This window comes from Fictibacillus sp. UD (assembly GCF_043558025.1).
GTDB lineage: Bacteria > Bacillota > Bacilli > Bacillales > Fictibacillaceae > Fictibacillus.
This window is the reverse complement of record NZ_JARUHH010000011.1, coordinates 56,786-73,767: the sequence shown is the minus strand read 5'-3', so window position 1 is coordinate 73,767 and position 16,982 is coordinate 56,786. Positions and strand designations below refer to the sequence as shown.

General features: G+C 39.3%; 19 protein-coding genes. All 19 read left to right on the top strand.

Translation table 11 applies throughout. From position 1 onward, the window contains the following. The first annotated feature begins 6 nt into the window (after positions 1 to 6). The 19 genes from ffh (at position 7) to xerC (ending at position 16,966) form a co-directional block, all read left to right on the top strand. The gene (gene ffh, locus P8610_RS15535) at positions 7 to 1,353 is read left to right on the top strand and encodes a signal recognition particle protein (protein WP_289495722.1); all 1,347 of its coding nucleotides are present in this window, start codon (positions 7 to 9) and stop codon (positions 1,351 to 1,353) included. An 82-nt stretch (positions 1,354 to 1,435) separates the two neighbouring features. Further along, positions 1,436 to 1,708 (top strand): 30S ribosomal protein S16, encoded by a 273-nt coding sequence (rpsP, locus tag P8610_RS15530; RefSeq protein ID WP_289495721.1) that lies wholly within the window; start codon positions 1,436 to 1,438, stop codon positions 1,706 to 1,708. A 21-nt stretch (positions 1,709 to 1,729) separates the two neighbouring features. Further along, positions 1,730 to 1,957: a KH domain-containing protein gene (locus P8610_RS15525; RefSeq protein ID WP_066240722.1), complete on the top strand. Its 228-nt coding sequence runs from the start codon at positions 1,730 to 1,732 to the stop codon at positions 1,955 to 1,957. 326 nt (positions 1,958 to 2,283) lie between these two features. Continuing rightward, a complete protein-coding gene (rimM, locus tag P8610_RS15520) occupies positions 2,284 to 2,829 on the top strand; it encodes a ribosome maturation factor RimM (protein WP_394605143.1) in 546 nt (181 codons plus the stop codon). Then, entirely contained in the window at positions 2,829 to 3,569 is a 741-nt protein-coding gene (trmD, locus tag P8610_RS15515) for a tRNA (guanosine(37)-N1)-methyltransferase TrmD (RefSeq protein ID WP_394605142.1), read from the top strand. The genes rimM and trmD overlap by 1 nt, the downstream gene beginning before the upstream one ends. Positions 3,570 to 3,684: 115 nt before the next feature. Beyond that, positions 3,685 to 4,029, top strand: coding sequence for a 50S ribosomal protein L19 (gene rplS, locus P8610_RS15510; RefSeq protein ID WP_066289359.1), 345 nt, complete (start codon positions 3,685 to 3,687; stop codon positions 4,027 to 4,029). A gap of 84 nt (positions 4,030 to 4,113) precedes the next feature. After that, entirely contained in the window at positions 4,114 to 4,665 is a 552-nt protein-coding gene (lepB, locus tag P8610_RS15505) for a signal peptidase I (RefSeq protein WP_394605141.1), read from the top strand. Positions 4,666 to 4,677: 12 nt separating this feature from the next. Beyond that, positions 4,678 to 5,532 carry a ribosome biogenesis GTPase YlqF gene (ylqF, locus tag P8610_RS15500; protein WP_394605140.1) on the top strand — a complete coding sequence of 285 codons (855 nt, stop codon included), beginning with the start codon at positions 4,678 to 4,680 and terminating at the stop codon, positions 5,530 to 5,532. 589 nt (positions 5,533 to 6,121) lie between these two features. Beyond that, a complete protein-coding gene (locus P8610_RS15495) occupies positions 6,122 to 6,907 on the top strand; it encodes a ribonuclease HII (protein ID WP_394605139.1) in 786 nt (261 codons plus the stop codon). Continuing rightward, positions 6,900 to 8,360: a hypothetical protein gene (locus P8610_RS15490; protein ID WP_394605137.1), complete on the top strand. Its 1,461-nt coding sequence runs from the start codon at positions 6,900 to 6,902 to the stop codon at positions 8,358 to 8,360. The genes P8610_RS15495 and P8610_RS15490 overlap by 8 nt, the downstream gene beginning before the upstream one ends. After that, positions 8,357 to 8,632 carry an EscU/YscU/HrcU family type III secretion system export apparatus switch protein gene (locus P8610_RS15485; RefSeq protein ID WP_394605136.1) on the top strand — a complete coding sequence of 92 codons (276 nt, stop codon included), beginning with the start codon at positions 8,357 to 8,359 and terminating at the stop codon, positions 8,630 to 8,632. Before P8610_RS15490 ends, P8610_RS15485 begins: the two co-directional genes overlap by 4 nt. Before the next feature lie 44 nt (positions 8,633 to 8,676). Next, positions 8,677 to 8,835 carry a small, acid-soluble spore protein, alpha/beta type gene (locus tag P8610_RS15480; RefSeq protein WP_289495713.1) on the top strand — a complete coding sequence of 53 codons (159 nt, stop codon included), beginning with the start codon at positions 8,677 to 8,679 and terminating at the stop codon, positions 8,833 to 8,835. 202 nt (positions 8,836 to 9,037) lie between these two features. After that, positions 9,038 to 10,198, top strand: coding sequence for an ADP-forming succinate--CoA ligase subunit beta (gene sucC / locus P8610_RS15475; RefSeq protein WP_066240744.1), 1,161 nt, complete (start codon positions 9,038 to 9,040; stop codon positions 10,196 to 10,198). 37 nt (positions 10,199 to 10,235) lie between these two features. After that, positions 10,236 to 11,150, top strand: a complete 915-nt coding sequence (gene sucD / locus P8610_RS15470) for a succinate--CoA ligase subunit alpha (RefSeq protein ID WP_289495711.1) — start codon at positions 10,236 to 10,238, stop codon at positions 11,148 to 11,150. A 306-nt stretch (positions 11,151 to 11,456) separates the two neighbouring features. Beyond that, the gene (locus tag P8610_RS15465; RefSeq protein WP_394605135.1) at positions 11,457 to 11,579 is read left to right on the top strand and encodes a hypothetical protein; all 123 of its coding nucleotides are present in this window, start codon (positions 11,457 to 11,459) and stop codon (positions 11,577 to 11,579) included. Positions 11,580 to 11,636: 57 nt separating this feature from the next. Further along, a complete protein-coding gene (dprA, locus tag P8610_RS15460) occupies positions 11,637 to 12,503 on the top strand; it encodes a DNA-processing protein DprA (protein ID WP_394605134.1) in 867 nt (288 codons plus the stop codon). A 99-nt stretch (positions 12,504 to 12,602) separates the two neighbouring features. Then, the gene (topA, locus tag P8610_RS15455; protein ID WP_394605133.1) at positions 12,603 to 14,678 is read left to right on the top strand and encodes a type I DNA topoisomerase; all 2,076 of its coding nucleotides are present in this window, start codon (positions 12,603 to 12,605) and stop codon (positions 14,676 to 14,678) included. Positions 14,679 to 14,691: 13 nt separating this feature from the next. Next, positions 14,692 to 15,999: an FADH(2)-oxidizing methylenetetrahydrofolate--tRNA-(uracil(54)-C(5))-methyltransferase TrmFO gene (gene trmFO / locus P8610_RS15450; protein WP_394605132.1), complete on the top strand. Its 1,308-nt coding sequence runs from the start codon at positions 14,692 to 14,694 to the stop codon at positions 15,997 to 15,999. 61 nt (positions 16,000 to 16,060) lie between these two features. Beyond that, the gene (xerC, locus tag P8610_RS15445; protein ID WP_394605131.1) at positions 16,061 to 16,966 is read left to right on the top strand and encodes a tyrosine recombinase XerC; all 906 of its coding nucleotides are present in this window, start codon (positions 16,061 to 16,063) and stop codon (positions 16,964 to 16,966) included. Positions 16,967 to 16,982: the final 16 nt, after the last annotated feature.

Sequence of the window (16,982 nt, the reverse complement as noted above, 5' to 3'; positions counted from 1 at the left end):
AGTGAGATGGCATTTGAAGGTTTAGCCGACCGTCTTCAGAATACTTTACAAAAAATTCGTGGAAAAGGGAAAGTAAACGAAGCAGATGTAAAGGAAATGATGAGGGAAGTACGCCTTGCGCTTCTTGAGGCGGACGTTAACTTTAAAGTAGTAAAAGATTTTGTGAAAAAAGTATCTGAACGTGCAGTAGGCCAGGAAGTATTAAAGAGCCTGACGCCTGGGCAGCAAGTCGTTAAAGTTGTTAATGATGAGCTGACGACACTCATGGGCGGGGAACAAAGCAAGATTGCGGTTTCCAATCGTCCTCCTACCGTTATAATGATGGTTGGACTTCAGGGTGCAGGTAAAACAACGACAACAGGAAAGCTTGCGAATCATTTACGGAAGAAGCAGAATCGAAAACCGCTACTGGCTGCAGCTGACATTTACCGTCCTGCTGCAATCAAGCAATTAGAAACAGTAGGTAAACAATTAGATATACCTGTGTTTCAAATGGGTGACCAAGTCAGTCCCGTCAAAATTGCTGAATCAGCCATCGCAAAAGCAAAAGAAGATCATCACGATTATGTCATTATTGATACAGCAGGGCGTTTGCATATTGACGAAACGCTTATGGATGAATTAAAACAGGTGAAAGAAACAGCAAAACCTGATGAGATTTTTCTAGTTGTTGATGCAATGACTGGTCAAGATGCCGTGAATGTTGCTCAAAGTTTTAATGATGCGCTTGGAATCACAGGTGTGGTCTTAACCAAATTAGATGGAGATACACGCGGTGGTGCAGCACTTTCCATTAAAGCTGTAACAGGTCTTCCTATCAAATTTGTGGGTCTAGGTGAAAAGATGGATGCTATTGAGGCGTTTCATCCGGATCGTATGGCATCACGAATTTTAGGAATGGGTGACATGCTGACTTTAATCGAGAAGGCACAGTCTTCAGTCGATGAAGAGAAAGCTCGCGATCTTCAAAAGAAGATGCGTGATATGTCATTCACGTTTGATGATTTTCTCGATCAGATGGGACAAGTTAGAAATCTTGGTCCATTGGATGAAATACTTGGCATGCTTCCGGGCGCGAACAAAATGAAAGGTCTTAAAAACGTACAGATTGATGAAAAACAGATCGGTCACGTTGAAGCCATCATTCGTTCGATGACTCTTCATGAAAGAGAACAGCCTGAAATTATTAATGCCAGCCGTAAGCGCCGTATCGCTAAAGGTAGCGGACGCACGGTACAAGAAGTAAATCGCCTGATCAAACAGTTCGAGGACATGAAGAAAATGATGAAACAAATGTCCGGAATGATGAATGGCAAAAAGAAAAAAGGTGGATTCAAATTCCCTTTTATGTAAACTGAATTTTCAGGTTTACAAACCTGTCAATTTATACTATTATATTATTTTGTGTGAACTATTTTCGGAGGTGCAAGTTATAATGGCAGTAAAAATTCGTTTAAAGCGTATGGGTGCTAAAAGAGCTCCTTTTTATCGTGTAGTAGTAGCAGATTCTCGTTCTCCTCGTGATGGACGTTTCATCGAAGAGATCGGAACTTACAACCCAGTTGCTAACCCAGCTGAAGTTAAAATTAATGAAGAAAAAGCTCTTGAGTGGATGACAAACGGTGCGAAGCCATCTGACACAGTTCGCAACCTATTCTCAAAAGCTGGTCTTATGGAGAAATTCCATAACGCTAAAAACCAAAAATAATTTTGACGAAGGGGAACTGATATGACAGAGTTGATCGAATCGATTGTGAAGGCTCTAGTTGATCACCCAGAAGAAGTTAGCGTCAAAGAGGTTCAAGAAGGGCACCGCCTTGTATACCAATTATCTGTTAACCAGACTGATATGGGGAAAGTGATTGGAAAGCAAGGAAGAGTGGCTAAAGCGATTCGTACTGTTGTGAATGCAGCTGGTACAAATCAAAATAAAAGGATTTCAATCGAAATCGTTTAGAAAAAGGATGAGGGGAACCTCTTCCTTTTTTTCTTTTACTCATAACCTCTTGATTTAAAATATTGTTGATGTAAAGTGGTTTTGACCATTTTCTTCAGTGACAGGTTGATTGTAGTGGAAGCTGAGAGACTCTAGGCTAGGACAAGCGGTCAGGTGAGACCCTTAACGGCGCAAAGCGGCAAGGGGCTCACCGCCTGCCCCGCGGAAAGCGAAGCAGCTGGAACGAAAATCAACTACTTTCAAAAGCAACAAAGTTTGGGAAACATTCTAACAAAAAGTATACATATCGAGTTTTATGCTAAAATTTAGACTAGGCAGTAATGTGGATGAATTTGTACGAAGGTAGGTTTATCGTTATGGATAAAAATTGGCTTAATGTAGGCAAGATTGTAAATACACATGGAATAAGAGGGGAAGTTCGAGTCATTTCCAGGACTGATTTTCCTGAAGAACGCTACAAGATTGGTAATACGTTATACGTGGAAATGGGAACTGAGCATGTACCTGTAACGATTGAAACACACAGAAAGCATAAGCAGTTTGATCTTTTGACGTTCGAGAATCTGCACAATATAAATGACGTAGAACGTTTTAAGGGAAATCTTCTTAAAGTACCTAAAGATCAATCCGTTTCTTTAGATGAAGGTGAGTTTTTTTACCACGATATTATAGGCTGTTCTGTTTTCACAGTTGAAGGCGAAGAGCTTGGGAAAGTGAAAGAAATCTTATCGCCAGGCGCAAACGATGTATGGGTCGTGAAAAGAAAAGGATTTGGTTCAGATATTCTAATTCCATATATTCCATCCGTCGTAAAAACAGTTGATATTAAGGAAGCAAAGATAATTATTGAACCATTGGAAGGGTTATTCTAATGAAGATTGATGTTCTTAGCCTTTTCCCTGATATGTTTTCAGGTGTTTTTGGGCAGTCCATCCTAAAAAAAGCTCAAGAAAAAAGTGCGGTGAAGTTTCAGGTCATCGATTTCCGTGAGTTTTCAACCAACAAGCATAGGAATGTCGATGATTACCCATATGGCGGCGGAGCAGGGATGGTATTAACTCCTCAGCCGTTGTTTGATGCAGTAGAACAATTATCAAATCAATCACAAGCAAAACCGAGAATCATTTTGCTTTGTCCACAAGGAGAGCGTTTCTCTCAACGTAAAGCAGAAGAACTTGCTAAAGAAGATCATCTCATTTTCCTTTGCGGTCATTATGAAGGCTATGACGAACGTGTGAGAGAGTACTTGGTAACAGATGAGATTTCGATAGGTGATTATGTTTTGACCGGCGGAGAGCTGGGAGCGATGGTCGTGATCGATGCTGTTACGAGACTGCTTCCAGGTGTGCTTGGGAAAGAAGAGTCACATCTACAAGACTCTTTTAGCACGGGTCTATTAGAACACCCACAATACACAAGGCCGGCTGATTTTAGAGGCATGAAGGTACCAGATGTGCTTTTGTCTGGCAACCATAAAAATATTGAGAATTGGCGTAAAAAAGAGTCTTTAAAAAGAACATATAACAGGCGTCCTGATCTTTTAGAGAACAAGGAACTTTCCAAAGAAGAAGAAAAGTGGCTTCAAGACATAAAAGATAATAAAACAACTTGAACACTGTTTGAGTTATATGGTATTATATTGTTTGTGGCTTATGCCCGTTTAATCCGGTGTTCCGCTGCTTCAACTATTTTAGCAAGAACATCCATGGGAAGGGAGGCAATAAACTATGCAACAGCTTATTGCAGATCTAGCGAAAGATCAATTAAAATCAGATTTACCAAAATTCCGTTCAGGTGACACTGTTCGTGTACACGTGAAAGTAATCGAGGGTACTCGTGAGCGTATCCAGCTTTTTGAAGGTGTAGTTATCAAGAAGCGTGGATCAGGAATTTCTGAAACGTTTACTGTTCGTAAAATTTCTTATGGTGTAGGAGTGGAGCGTGCGTTCCCTGTACATTCACCTAAGATTGCGAACCTTGAAGTAGTTCGTCGTGGTAAAGTTCGCCGTGCGAAGTTATACTACCTGCGTGCACTTCGTGGTAAAGCAGCTCGTATTAAAGAAATTCGCTAATAATTCTCGAAAGGAGCTTGACTTATTCAAGCTCCTTTTTCCATATTATAAGTAAGGAATTTCTACAGATGGTGAGGATTAAGAATGGCACGTACAAAAAACGAAACGTGGGAATGGATTAAAGCATTAGCGGCAGCCTTATTATTAGCAGGGATCATCAGATTTTTCCTGTTTGCACCAGTCGTGGTTGATGGACAATCCATGATGCCTAATCTGCATGATGGAGATCGATTAATAGTAAGTAAATTCTCTTATATCATTGGCGATCCAAAAAGATTTGATATTGTAGTCTTTCATGCAACTGAAGAAAAAGATTACATAAAACGAGTTATCGGTTTACCTGGAGACACGATCGAATCCAAAAACGATACACTCTATGTGAATGGTAAAAAAGTAAAAGAAGAATATTTAGAAGCGTATAAAAAGAAAACGAAAGACGGAAACTTCACTTATGATTTCACGTTGCTTGAGGTGACTGGTAAGAAAGAGGTACCTCAAGGTCAATTATTTGTTTTAGGTGATAATCGCCGTAACTCCAGTGACAGCCGAAATATTGGAACAGTGGATGACGATAATATATTAGGTAAAGCCTCATTCCGTTTCTGGCCGTTGTCGGATATTGGATTTGTAAAGTAGGGTGAGATAAACATGACCATTCAATGGTTTCCTGGACATATGGCTAAAGCGCGCCGGGAGATAACTGAAAAACTTAAAATGATCGATGTGGTATTTGAGCTAGTAGACGCTCGAATACCTCTTGCATCTAGAAACCCCATGATTGATGAAATTCTTGGACAGAAGCCGCGTATCGTTCTTTTAAATAAAGCAGATCTGGCTGATCAAAAAGTAACGGCAATGTGGGAGAGTTATTTTTCTGATAAAGGTATTCCATCTCTTGCGATTAACTCGAAGGATGGAAAAGGAATTAAAGCGATAGAGCCGTTAGCGCATGAGCTCGTGAAAGAAAAGTTTGATAAGATGAGAGCAAAAGGCATCGTTAAACCGAGAGCAGTAAGAGCTTTAATCGTGGGGATACCGAACGTAGGAAAGTCAACGATCATCAATCGTATGGCTGGTAAGAATATTGCTGTAACAGGAGATAAGCCTGGCGTAACAAAAAAGCAGCAGTGGATAAAAGCGGGTAAGACATTAGAATTATTAGATACCCCTGGGATATTATGGCCGAAATTTGAAGATCAGACGATAGGTTTGAAATTAGCGGTAACTGGTGCGATTAAAGAAACTCTTTTTGATTTTACAGAAGTGGTACTATTCGCCATTAAATATCTAAAAGAGCACTACGAAGAGCGCCTCGTTGAACGCTACAAATTGTCTGACATAGCAGAGGATTCTATGCTTCTATTTGAAGAAATCGGTAAGAAACGCGGCTGTATGATGAGCGGCGGAGAAGTAGATCTTGAAAAGACAGCAGAAATCGTTCTGCGGGATCTTCGTGCAGAAAAATTAGGACGTTTATCTTATGAACGGCCTGATACTGTATAATCATATAGAAGAGTATAAACAGGCACTGTTATCTTAGTGCCTGTTTTCTTTAAGCAGATTTTTAAATTTAAAATGTATTGGTTTAAGCTTTGTTACTTTTGAAAGTGGTTGATTTCCGTTTCAGATGCTCGCTTTCCGCGAGGCAGGCGGTGAGCACATTCGTACGTTTCACTTTTAAGTGTCTCACCTGTCTAGTTGCAGTGGCTAGCCCCTCGAGGTCAAAAGCTAAATGGTCATGAAGGCAAAGTGCGCCTTCCTAGCCCATTCAACTTTTGCTTGTCGGGGCTTAACGAGCCACTTCCACTTTTCGGACTGCCCGCCTGTCCCGCAGGACAAGGAAGGCTACGGCAGCGACTCATCGAACGAAGAAAATTAGAAGTTCAATTTTCGAGGAGTCTCGCATCTTCCACTACAATCAACTTGCAATGAAGAGCTACTAAAAAGATCCAAAAACAACAATAAAAAAGAAAATAGCCTATTTTATCGCTATAATTGATAAATAATAGCCATCTTCCTGGGACTACAAAACCTACTCCTAAAAAAGAAGTACAATACAGCCGATACAAAATACATAAAGAGTGTGAAAAATATGAGATTATCTATAAAAGAATGGGAACAAAAATTAAAAAACTGTGAGCAAGCTGATATACCAGACTTGCTGAAGGTACTTTCAGATGATGAAAGACAAGGCGCGAAAAAAATAGTTGAAACCTATACAAAGCGATTAGCACTAGCTGAAGCAGAACAAAAAAGATTAGAAGTTATGTCTATTTACGAAACCACATGCTATAAAAATGGTAAATCGTTAATTGCAGGGGTTGATGAGGTGGGAAGAGGTCCTTTGGCTGGACCTGTTGTTGCAGCGGCTGTGATTTTACCTAAAGACTATAAACTGACAGGAGTTAATGACTCCAAAAAGCTGTCTGAGAAAAAGAGAGAAGCATTATATGATGTAATTGTAAGAGATGCCATCTCGTACAGTGTAAACTTAGTTCAACCTGAAAAAATTGATGAAATCAATATTTATCAAGCCTCTAAGTTTGCCATGACGGAAGCGGTTTGTTCGTTAGATGTTATGCCTGATCAGCTGCTCATCGATGCAATGGAGGTATCTTTAGCAATAGATCAGTTGAAAATTATTAAGGGCGATGAAAAAAGCATTTCTATCGCGGCAGCTTCAATCGTTGCAAAAGTGACGAGAGACCGCTATATGATGAAATTGGATGAGAGATATCCTGAATTCGGCTTCAAATCAAATATGGGGTATGGAACAAAGGAACATTTAGAGGCGCTTAAGAAATTTGGTCCAACAAGTATTCACCGAAAATCATTCAGCCCGGTAGGTGAACTTATTCAAATTACAGGAAGTGAGTAACCTGTTACAACTAAACAATATCATTAGTCAGCAGTTTCATTCGATAAGACCATCAGAAGGAACGCTTTCATTAAAAATTAATCAACTAATAACAGCTAAGGTTTTAGAGATATTCCCTGATCAAACAGCTGAAATCTTATACAATGGAGCAACCTTGCATGCAAAATTAGAGGCTCCGCTAACAAAAGGGAATGATTATTTATTTGAAGTTGCAGAAAAGAATGGAAACATCGTCTTGAAAAAGATTGATTCTGACCCAGTGAAATCAACTTCAGAACAGATTTTACAAAAATGGAATCTTACACCTTCTGATATAAACAGAAAAGCAGTAGACTTTTCTGTATTAGAAAAAATACCACTTACAAAAGAAAATATCAAAGTCGTCGCAGAGCTCCTTAAACAGACCACCCTGCTGCCGCTGCCTGATAAGAAGGCAATTATACATCGAATGTTGGAGCTGCAGCTACCGCCTAGAATAGAATCTATTCAAGCAGTATCAGCAAGTATCAAAATGGGTTCAGCTTTTGAAGAAATGAAACCACTTTATGAAGCTTTAATTCCGTATAGCCATAAAGACAAAATGATTTTAAAAACAGTAGAGACCTTAAAAAATATGTACGGATTTGATAGTGAAGAAATTTTGTCTAAACCATCAATACTTATGGAAAGTCAGCAAAAAACCGAAGTGAAGACTGCAGCGGAATCTCCTATCCAAAACAAGTTAATTTCACCTGATCAAAGGAATCTTCAAAATTCAAATACAAAAGAAATAAATGATCCTTTTTTACCGACTAAAACCGAGACTATACCGATTTCATCAGAAATGAAGCGAAATCCGTCTCAGGAGTTTATCCAGGCGCTAGAAAAATGGTTCCAGAAATCAGGTTTATTGCACGAAAAGAACATTCTTGTTGATCCTGTACAAGTTAGATTGGGAGAATCGCTAAAGTCCCAACTCCTTTATCTTCAGCATCATGCTGATTCATTAAACCTGCCAGAAAGTGTTTTGGTTAAGACAGAAAAAGCTGTAGCGATAATAACGAGTCAGCAGCTGCAGAACGTACAAATCAACGAAAACTTGCAGCAGTATATATTGCAGATTCCCTTTGGGCAAAACAATAACCCTAAAGAGATGACGATTACATGGGAAGGGAAAAAACAGGATGGAAAAGCGATAAATCCTGCTCATTGCAGAATGCTTTTTTGGCTGGAAATGCAGAACCTGAATGAAATAGCTGTAGATGTTCAAATTCAAAACAGGATTTTGTCTGTAAAAGTATATAATGAGCACCCATTTCTTGAGAAACTTTCAGCACCATTTTTGTCCTCTTTAAAAAAACGCATGAAAGACATGGATTATACCTTATCTTCCGTTAATTTTGTTCAGCAGCAAAAAAAGATGAAAACGGCTGAAAAGCCTAACTTTTATAAAGGATTGGATTTGCGCGTATGAAAGAAAACAAAAAAGAAGCCGTTGCTTTAAAGTATAATCCTGAAGAGTCAAGTTCTCCTATTGTAATCGCTAAAGGAAAAGGTGAAACAGCAGATCGAATCGTTCAAAGAGCTTCAGATTACAACATTCCCATTCAGGAAGATCCTTCCCTAGTCCATTTATTATCTAAATTGGACATAGATCAGAGTATTCCTGAAGAGTTGTTTGAAGTTGTTGCAGAACTCTTTGCTTTTATTTATCAATTGGATAAAGAAGCTAAAAAATCTACATAATTATTTCTCTATGGGGCATTGCTAACATAAAAGGAGTGTGTACAATGCCAAGAAATAAATTAGTTGTGAAACAATCTGAACAGCTTGTCAACCAATTTAAAGAAGAGATGGCTGAAGAGTTTGGGTTATATCGCCCTGCAGTAGAAAAAGAAACGATTACACCTAAAATTATAAAAAAACATCAAAACGAGAAAAACAAGTGAATTAAAGCATTTAAATCCTTGTTTCAAAAAGATAGAAAACACTAAAATCAAGTCCGCATTCATGTGGTCTTGATTTTTAATTTTGTCTGAAAATGCTGTATGCGCTTGCAATTTTCTGAAGAATAGTAGACATAAAGAGCTTGGTCTTATACAATGATAACGGTACTTTAAGTTTTCACCATGATAGGAGGATGGAGAGTAAATGAATATCCACGAATACCAAGGTAAAGAGATACTTAGAAAATATGGTGTGGCTGTTCCAAACGGGAAAGTAGCATTTACCGTTGAAGAAGCAGTAGAAGCTGCTAAAGAACTGGGGAGCACTGTATCTGTCGTAAAAGCACAGATTCACGCAGGTGGCCGCGGTAAAGCAGGTGGCGTAAAAGTTGCCAAAAATATCGATGAAGTGCGTACATACGCAAATGAAATTTTAGGAAAAGTTCTTGTAACTCACCAAACAGGTCCAGAAGGTAAAGAAGTTAAGCGCTTACTTATCGAAGAGGGCTGTGATATTAAAAAGGAATATTACATCGGGCTAGTACTAGATCGTGCTACATCAAGCGTTGTAATGATGGGATCTGAAGAAGGCGGAACTGAAATTGAAGAAGTGGCTGAAAAGACACCTGAAAAAATCTTCAAAGAAGTGATCGATCCTGCTATTGGTCTTCAGGCTTTCCAAGCAAGAAGACTTGCATACAACATCAATATCCCAACTGAACTAGTAGGTAAAGCAGTTAAGTTCATGCTTGGACTTTATACAGCTTTCGTTGATAAAGATTGCTCAATCGCTGAAATCAATCCATTAGTTGTAACTGGTGATGGAAACGTTATGGCTCTTGACGCTAAAATGAACTTCGATTCTAACGCATTATATCGTCATAAAGACATCTTAGAATATCGTGATCTTGAAGAAGAAGATGCAAAAGAAATCGAAGCTTCTAAATATGACTTAAGCTACATTTCTTTAGATGGAAATATCGGCTGTATGGTTAATGGTGCTGGTCTTGCAATGGCTACAATGGACATCATCAAGCATTACGGCGGTGATCCCGCTAACTTCCTTGATGTTGGGGGCGGCGCTACAACGGAGAAAGTTACAGAAGCATTCAAGATCATTCTATCTGATCAAAATGTTAAAGGAATCTTTGTTAACATCTTCGGCGGAATCATGAAATGTGACATCATCGCAAACGGTGTTGTTGAAGCAACAAAACAAGTTGGTCTTGAGCTGCCTTTAGTCGTTCGTCTTGAAGGTACGAATGTTGATCTTGGTAAGAAGATCCTTAAAGAATCAGGACTTAATATTACAGCTGCAGATTCAATGGCTGACGGTGCAGAGAAAATCGTCGCTTTAGTTAAGTAATAAAGAAAACATTGCAGGAAGGATGGGAGTTTAAAGCATGAGCATTTTTATTAATAAAGACACAAAAGTCATCGTTCAGGGTATCACAGGTTCCGTAGGACTTTTCCATACAAAACAAATGCTTGAATATGGTACAAAAATCGTAGGCGGAGTTACACCTGGTAAGGGCGGAACTGAAGTTGAAGGACTTCCTGTTTTCAACACAGTTACGGATGCTGTTAAAGAAACTGGAGCTAACGCTTCTGTTATTTATGTTCCACCAGCATTTGCTGCAGAAGCAATTATCGAGGCTGTTGACGCAGAACTTGACCTAGCTATCTGTATTACAGAAGGCATCCCAGTAATGGATATGGTAAAAGTAAAGCGTTACATGGAAGGCAAAAAGACGCGCTTAGTCGGACCAAACTGCCCAGGCGTAATCACTCCTGAAGAGTGCAAAATTGGTATCATGCCTGGATATATCCACACAAAAGGTCATGTAGGAGTTGTTTCTCGTTCTGGAACATTAACATATGAAGCTGTTCATCAGCTTACAGAGCGTGGAATCGGCCAATCTACAGCAGTAGGGATCGGTGGAGACCCAGTTAACGGAACAGACTTCATTGACGTTCTGAAGGCATTTAACGAAGATGAGGACACGTATGCTGTAATCATGATCGGAGAAATCGGCGGTACTGCTGAAGAGGAAGCTGCAGAGTGGGTAAAAGCCAACATGACAAAGCCTGTTGTAGGCTTTATCGGCGGACAAACTGCACCTCCTGGAAAGCGTATGGGCCATGCTGGTGCGATTATCTCTGGCGGTAAAGGAACTGCAGACGAGAAGATCAAAACAATGAAAGCTTGCGGAATTAAAGTTGCAGCAACACCTTCAGTAATGGGTGAAACTTTAGTAGAAGCACTAAAAGAAAACGATTTATACGATCGTTGTGTAACACATAAAGCAAAAGCTTAATTACAACTTTTACATCGTGAAAAGCTCCCTGACCGGGAGCTTTTTATTTACATAGGGACTTATATCAATGATTGTTACTTTAGGGGTTATTAATTTAAGTTTAATTAAGTGCAAGTTGAGAGTCTCCTAGGGATAAGCGGGTCAGGTGAGAAACAGCAGATGCAAGGCTAAAGGTGACTCACCGACGCCTCGTGGAAATCAACCCCAATCCTACCAACAAAGATTGCTTAAAAAGCCTTTCTAAAAGATATTGTTTTTAAGATCTTTTTCGTAATGTCTTCATTGACAAGTTGATTGGAGTGCAAGGTGCGAGACTCCTGCGGGACAGGTGGGCAGGTGAGACACTTAAGAGTGAAACGTCCGAATGTGGCTCACCGCCTGCCCCGCGGAAAGCGAGCACCTGAAACGGAAATCAACCACTTTCAGTAGCAACAAAGATTACGAAAAAGCCCTTACCTAGATTCGATTCATGAGGAGGAATGAATTTTGGATAAAGAACGCTTAATCTTTCTTCATCATTGCGAAGCACTTACTTGGAATCAGATAAGATCAATTTTAGAAGTTGATCCCAATTTAATTGAAATTTTTTCAATGGACGTTCGCAGATTGATGATGTCGTTTAGTTTAAGTGAACAAACGGCAAAGCGTTTATACGACCACATGAATCAGAAAAAAAGTACATATATAATGAAGAATTTAATGAAACATTCCATTTCTGCTGTAACAGTATTTGACGACGATTATCCCATTTACTTAAAAACAATTTATGATCCTCCATGGGTTCTTTATGGCCAAGGCGATTGGAGTACACTGAATCAGGTTAAAATGATTAGTGTAGTCGGCACTAGAAATCCTAGCAAACAAGGAAAACAAGCTCTGCAAAAAGTACTCGAGCCCTTGGTGAAGAATGGCTGGATCGTAATCAGCGGATTAGCTAAAGGGATTGATACGTTTGCCCACGAGCTCTGTATTCATAGCGGGTCAGAAACTGCAGCAGTTTTGGGATCAGGTATTATGCAGATTTATCCGAAAGAAAATAAAGAGCTTGCTAAACAGATAAGTTTGCAAGGAATCGTCCTATCAGAGTTCTCTCCATCCGTTACACCAAAACGCTGGCATTTCCCGATGCGTAATCGTATAATTAGCGGTCTCAGCAAGGCAACTCTAGTTGCTGAAGCTCGAACACAAAGCGGTTCGTTAATAACGGCTGATCAAGCATTAGAGCAAGGAAGAGATGTTTTTGCAATTCCAGGATCCATTTTAGAAGAGTGCTCTGACGGTACAAATTTTTTAATACAAAATGGTGCAAAATTAGTTATGAACGCAGATGATATTTTAAATGAAGGATTCTAACCGTTTTCATTTAAAGGATGAAACAGTTTGACAAATGCAGATACATTATTTAATAATAGGGAAGATTTCACTAAACCCTTAAAGGGGGATAAACTGTAAATGGAAAAATACTTAGTCATTGTTGAGTCTCCCGCAAAAGCAAAGACGATAAAAAAATATCTAGGGAGCAAATATGACGTAAAAGCATCTATGGGACATGTTCGTGATCTGCCTAGAAGCCAGACTGGCGTAGATGTAGATGCGAACTATGAACCTAAATACATTACAATCCGAGGAAAAGGTCCAATATTAAAGGACTTGAAGTCAGCAGCTAAAAAAGCGAAACAAATATTCCTCGCAGCTGACCCGGATCGCGAAGGTGAAGCAATTGCCTGGCATTTGGCTCACAGCCTGGATATGGATTTAGATTCAGAGTGCCGTGTTGTTTTTAACGAAATTACGAAGAATGCTATTAAAGATTCATTTAAAAGACCTAGAAAGATTAACATGGATTTAGTTGATGCCCAACAAGCACGAAGAGTATTAGACAGGCTTGTAGGATACAAAGTTAGCCCTTTATTATGGAAGAAAATCAAAAAGGGTTTGAGTGCAGGACGGGTACAAACGGTTGCAGTTAGACTGATCGTAGAACGAGAAAAAGAAATAGAAGCATTCCAGCCAGAAGAATATTGGAGGATTAAAGGTATCTTCAGTGCCTCAGGTGAAGATTTCGAAGCTCAGTTCTATGGCGTAAACGGCAAGAAAAAAGAATTATCAAATGAAGAAGAAGTAAAAGAAATATTAAATACGATAAAAGGCAAACAGTTTCTCATTAATTCTGTACAGAAAAAAGAAAGACGCAGAAATCCTTCACCGCCATTTATCACATCTTCACTTCAGCAGGAAGCTGCAAGGAAATTGAATTTCAGAGCAAAGAAAACAATGATGCTCGCACAGCAACTATACGAGGGTATGGATCTGGGAAAAGAAGGTACAGTTGGTTTAATTACCTACATGCGTACAGATTCGACGCGTATTTCGGATACGGCAAAAGCTGAAGCTGCTGAGTTCATTGAAAAAGAATATGGCAAACAATTTGTGAATAGCACGAGAGCGGAGAAAAAAGCAGGGAAGAACGCTCAAGATGCCCATGAAGCCATCCGTCCAACATCAGTTATGTACCATCCACGTGATCTTAAAAATTACTTATCAAGAGATCAGCTTAGATTATACAAACTTATTTTTGAAAGGTTTTTAGCAAGTCAAATGGCATCTGCTGTACTTGATACGATGACAGTTGATTTAGAGAACAACGGTATTAATTTCCGTGCGACTGGTTCAAAAGTAAAGTTTCCTGGATTTATGAAAGTCTATGTAGAAGGAAACGATGATGGCAAGAAAGAAGAAGACCGCATCCTGCCTGATGTTCAGGAAGGAATGGAGGTTGAGAAGAAAGATCTCGATCCTTCTCAGCACTTTACACAGCCGCCTCCTCGCTATACAGAGGCACGACTTGTTCGTACGATGGAGGAACTTGGAATAGGACGTCCATCTACTTACGCACCAACACTTGATACCATTCAAAAGCGTGGATATGTGGCATTGGATGATAAGAAATTTGTTCCAACAGAGCTGGGTGGACTTGTACTTGAAATGACATTGGAATTCTTTCCTGAAGTTTTTAACGTTGAATTCACCGCTAAGATGGAAAGTGATTTGGATGAGGTTGAAGATGGAAAAGAAAACTGGATTGGTATCATTGACGAATTCTATAAAAACTTCGAAAAGAAGCTGAAAATTGCAGAAGAAGAGATGCAAAAGGTAGAAATCAAAGATGAACCAGCTGGTGAAGACTGCGAAAAATGTGGACATGAGATGGTATTTAAGATGGGCCGATTTGGCAAGTTTATGGCTTGTTCTAATTTTCCTGACTGCCGCAATACGAAACCGATCGTGAAAGATATTGGTGTGACGTGTCCAACATGTCACGAAGGATCGATCGTTGAACGGAAGAGTAAGAAGAAAAGGCTATTTTATGGATGTAACCGTTATCCTGAATGTGAATTTGTTTCTTGGGATAAACCTATTGCCAGAACGTGTCCAAAGTGTAATAGTATGTTAGTAGAAAAGAAAACGAAAAAAGGTAAGGTCGTACAGTGTGTATCTTGCGATTATGCCGAAGAGGAAGCAAAGTAAGGAGTTTTTCTTCATGAAACATCAACATGTTAATGTAATCGGAGCAGGTCTTGCTGGAAGTGAAGCAGCTTGGCAGATCGCAAGCCGAGGAATAAAAGTAAAATTATATGAGATGAGACCGGTTAGACAAACACCGGCTCATCATACGGAAAAGTTTGCAGAACTGGTTTGTTCCAATTCTCTTCGTGCCAATACACTTACAAATGCAGTTGGTGTTCTGAAAGAAGAGATGAGAAAATTAAATTCAGTTATTATCTCATCTGCAGATGATTGCGCTGTTCCAGCAGGAGGGGCTCTAGCGGTTGACCGTCATGAGTTTGCAGGTCTTGTAACAGAACGAGTGAAAAATCATCCGAATGTGGAAGTAATAACAGAAGAAGTTACAGAAATTCTTGAAGGTCCTACTATAATTGCAACAGGTCCTCTAACCTCTGATAACTTATCAAAAGCATTGAACTCATTGACGGGCGAAGAATACTTATATTTCTATGATGCTGCTGCTCCTATCATTGAAGTAGATAGCATTAATATGGATAAAGTTTATTTGAAATCCCGCTATGATAAAGGGGAAGCGGCTTATTTAAACTGCCCGATGACAGAAGAAGAGTTTGATCGTTTTTATGAAGCATTAATCTCTGCTGAGACCGTTCCTCTAAAAGAATTTGAAAAAGAAATCTTTTTTGAAGGATGCATGCCGGTTGAAGTAATGGCGAAGCGCGGAAAGAAAACCTTATTATTCGGTCCCATGAAGCCAGTAGGCCTTGAAGATCCGAAAACAGGTAAAATTCCTTACGCGGTTGTTCAATTACGACAAGATAACAGCGCGGGTACTCTATATAATATTGTAGGATTTCAAACACATTTAAAATGGGGACCCCAAAAAGAGCTGTTAAGACTTATTCCAGGGCTAGAAAATGCAGAGGTTGTAAGATATGGCGTTATGCATCGAAATACGTTCCTGAATTCACCTAGACTGTTAGATGAGACGTACCAATTAAAATCAAGAAAAGATCTGTTCTTTGCCGGTCAGATGACAGGTGTTGAAGGATACGTTGAAAGTGCGGCATCTGGATTAATTGCAGGTATTAATGCTGCGAAACTAGTAAAAGGCGAAGAGTTAGCAGTCTTCCCAAAAGAAACAGCAATCGGAAGTATGGCTTACTATATTACGACTGCTAACCCAGATAACTTCCAACCTATGAATGCTAACTTTGGTCTCTTGCCTCCGCTTGAAAGAAGAATTAAAAACAAGCAAGAACGAAACACAGCTTTGGCTGAAAGAGCGTTGGAAACAATTCAGAATTTTATAACAAATTTGTGAACATGTATTGATTTAGCCCCTAAATTGTGTTACGATTTAGGGGCTTTGTGAGGTGTGTAAAATGAGGTCAGAACGCCAGCATGTGGCAGATTTTCTGAATTATTTAATGATCGAGAAGAACTGTTCACCTTATACGATTGAACACTATGAAAAAGATATTAATGATTTTACTTCTTTTTTGAAACAGCAAGCAATCGAAGGATTCGCTGCTGTTTCTTATGTTTTAGTGAGACAATATTTAGTAACTCTTCATGAAAAGAAATACGCAAGAAACACAGTAGCTAGAAAGATCTCAGCGATGCGAAGTCTCTATCGTTTTTTAAATCGTGAAAAAATCGTTGAAGAACATAATCCGTTCGCTATGGCATCATTGCCTAAAAAAGCAAAAATGCTTCCTCAATTTCTTTATGAAAAAGAGTTGGAGAGGCTTTTCAATGTGTCCGATGTTACAACACCAATGGGACAAAGAAACCAGGCGATACTCGAACTACTTTACGGAACTGGAATACGTGTCAGTGAATGCTGCAAAATGCAGCTGAAAGACCTTGATTTATCTGTAGAAGTTGCGCTCGTAAAAGGAAAAGGGAAAAAAGAAAGATATGTACCGATCGGATCTTTTGCAAGAGGGGCCCTTGAACGATATATCAACGACGGGCGGAAACAGTTGCTTGAAAAAACAGAAAATAAGTCAGATTCTCTTTTTTTAAACTATAAAGGGGAACCTTTAAGTACGAGAAGCGTAAGAAACATATTAAATAAACTAATTGAGGAATCGTCGCTTACCATACATATCAGCCCGCACGTTTTACGTCATACGTTTGCGACACATATGTTGAATGAAGGAGCAGATTTAAGAGCCGTTCAGGAACTCTTAGGCCATTCAAATTTATCCTCTACACAAGTTTATACACATGTCTCAAAAAGCCATTTGAAAAAAATTTATAATAATGCGCATCCTCGAGCATAAAAACAAAAAGGGAGGG

Excerpts from the sequence above, each read along its gene's own strand:
- ffh (WP_289495722.1), top strand. The coding sequence starts at position 7 with ATGGCATTTGAAGGTTTAGCCGACCGTCTTCAGAATACTTTACAAAAA.
- rpsP (WP_289495721.1), top strand. The coding sequence starts at position 1,436 with ATGGCAGTAAAAATTCGTTTAAAGCGTATGGGTGCTAAAAGAGCTCCT.
- P8610_RS15525 (WP_066240722.1), top strand. The coding sequence starts at position 1,730 with ATGACAGAGTTGATCGAATCGATTGTGAAGGCTCTAGTTGATCACCCA.
- rimM (WP_394605143.1), top strand. The coding sequence starts at position 2,284 with ATGAATTTGTACGAAGGTAGGTTTATCGTTATGGATAAAAATTGGCTT.
- trmD (WP_394605142.1), top strand. The coding sequence starts at position 2,829 with ATGAAGATTGATGTTCTTAGCCTTTTCCCTGATATGTTTTCAGGTGTT.
- rplS (WP_066289359.1), top strand. The coding sequence starts at position 3,685 with ATGCAACAGCTTATTGCAGATCTAGCGAAAGATCAATTAAAATCAGAT.
- lepB (WP_394605141.1), top strand. The coding sequence starts at position 4,114 with ATGGCACGTACAAAAAACGAAACGTGGGAATGGATTAAAGCATTAGCG.
- ylqF (WP_394605140.1), top strand. The coding sequence starts at position 4,678 with ATGACCATTCAATGGTTTCCTGGACATATGGCTAAAGCGCGCCGGGAG.
- P8610_RS15495 (WP_394605139.1), top strand. The coding sequence starts at position 6,122 with ATGAGATTATCTATAAAAGAATGGGAACAAAAATTAAAAAACTGTGAG.
- P8610_RS15485 (WP_394605136.1), top strand. The coding sequence starts at position 8,357 with ATGAAAGAAAACAAAAAAGAAGCCGTTGCTTTAAAGTATAATCCTGAA.
- P8610_RS15480 (WP_289495713.1), top strand. The coding sequence starts at position 8,677 with ATGCCAAGAAATAAATTAGTTGTGAAACAATCTGAACAGCTTGTCAAC.
- sucC (WP_066240744.1), top strand. The coding sequence starts at position 9,038 with ATGAATATCCACGAATACCAAGGTAAAGAGATACTTAGAAAATATGGT.
- sucD (WP_289495711.1), top strand. The coding sequence starts at position 10,236 with ATGAGCATTTTTATTAATAAAGACACAAAAGTCATCGTTCAGGGTATC.
- topA (WP_394605133.1), top strand. The coding sequence starts at position 12,603 with ATGGAAAAATACTTAGTCATTGTTGAGTCTCCCGCAAAAGCAAAGACG.
- trmFO (WP_394605132.1), top strand. The coding sequence starts at position 14,692 with ATGAAACATCAACATGTTAATGTAATCGGAGCAGGTCTTGCTGGAAGT.
- xerC (WP_394605131.1), top strand. The coding sequence starts at position 16,061 with ATGAGGTCAGAACGCCAGCATGTGGCAGATTTTCTGAATTATTTAATG.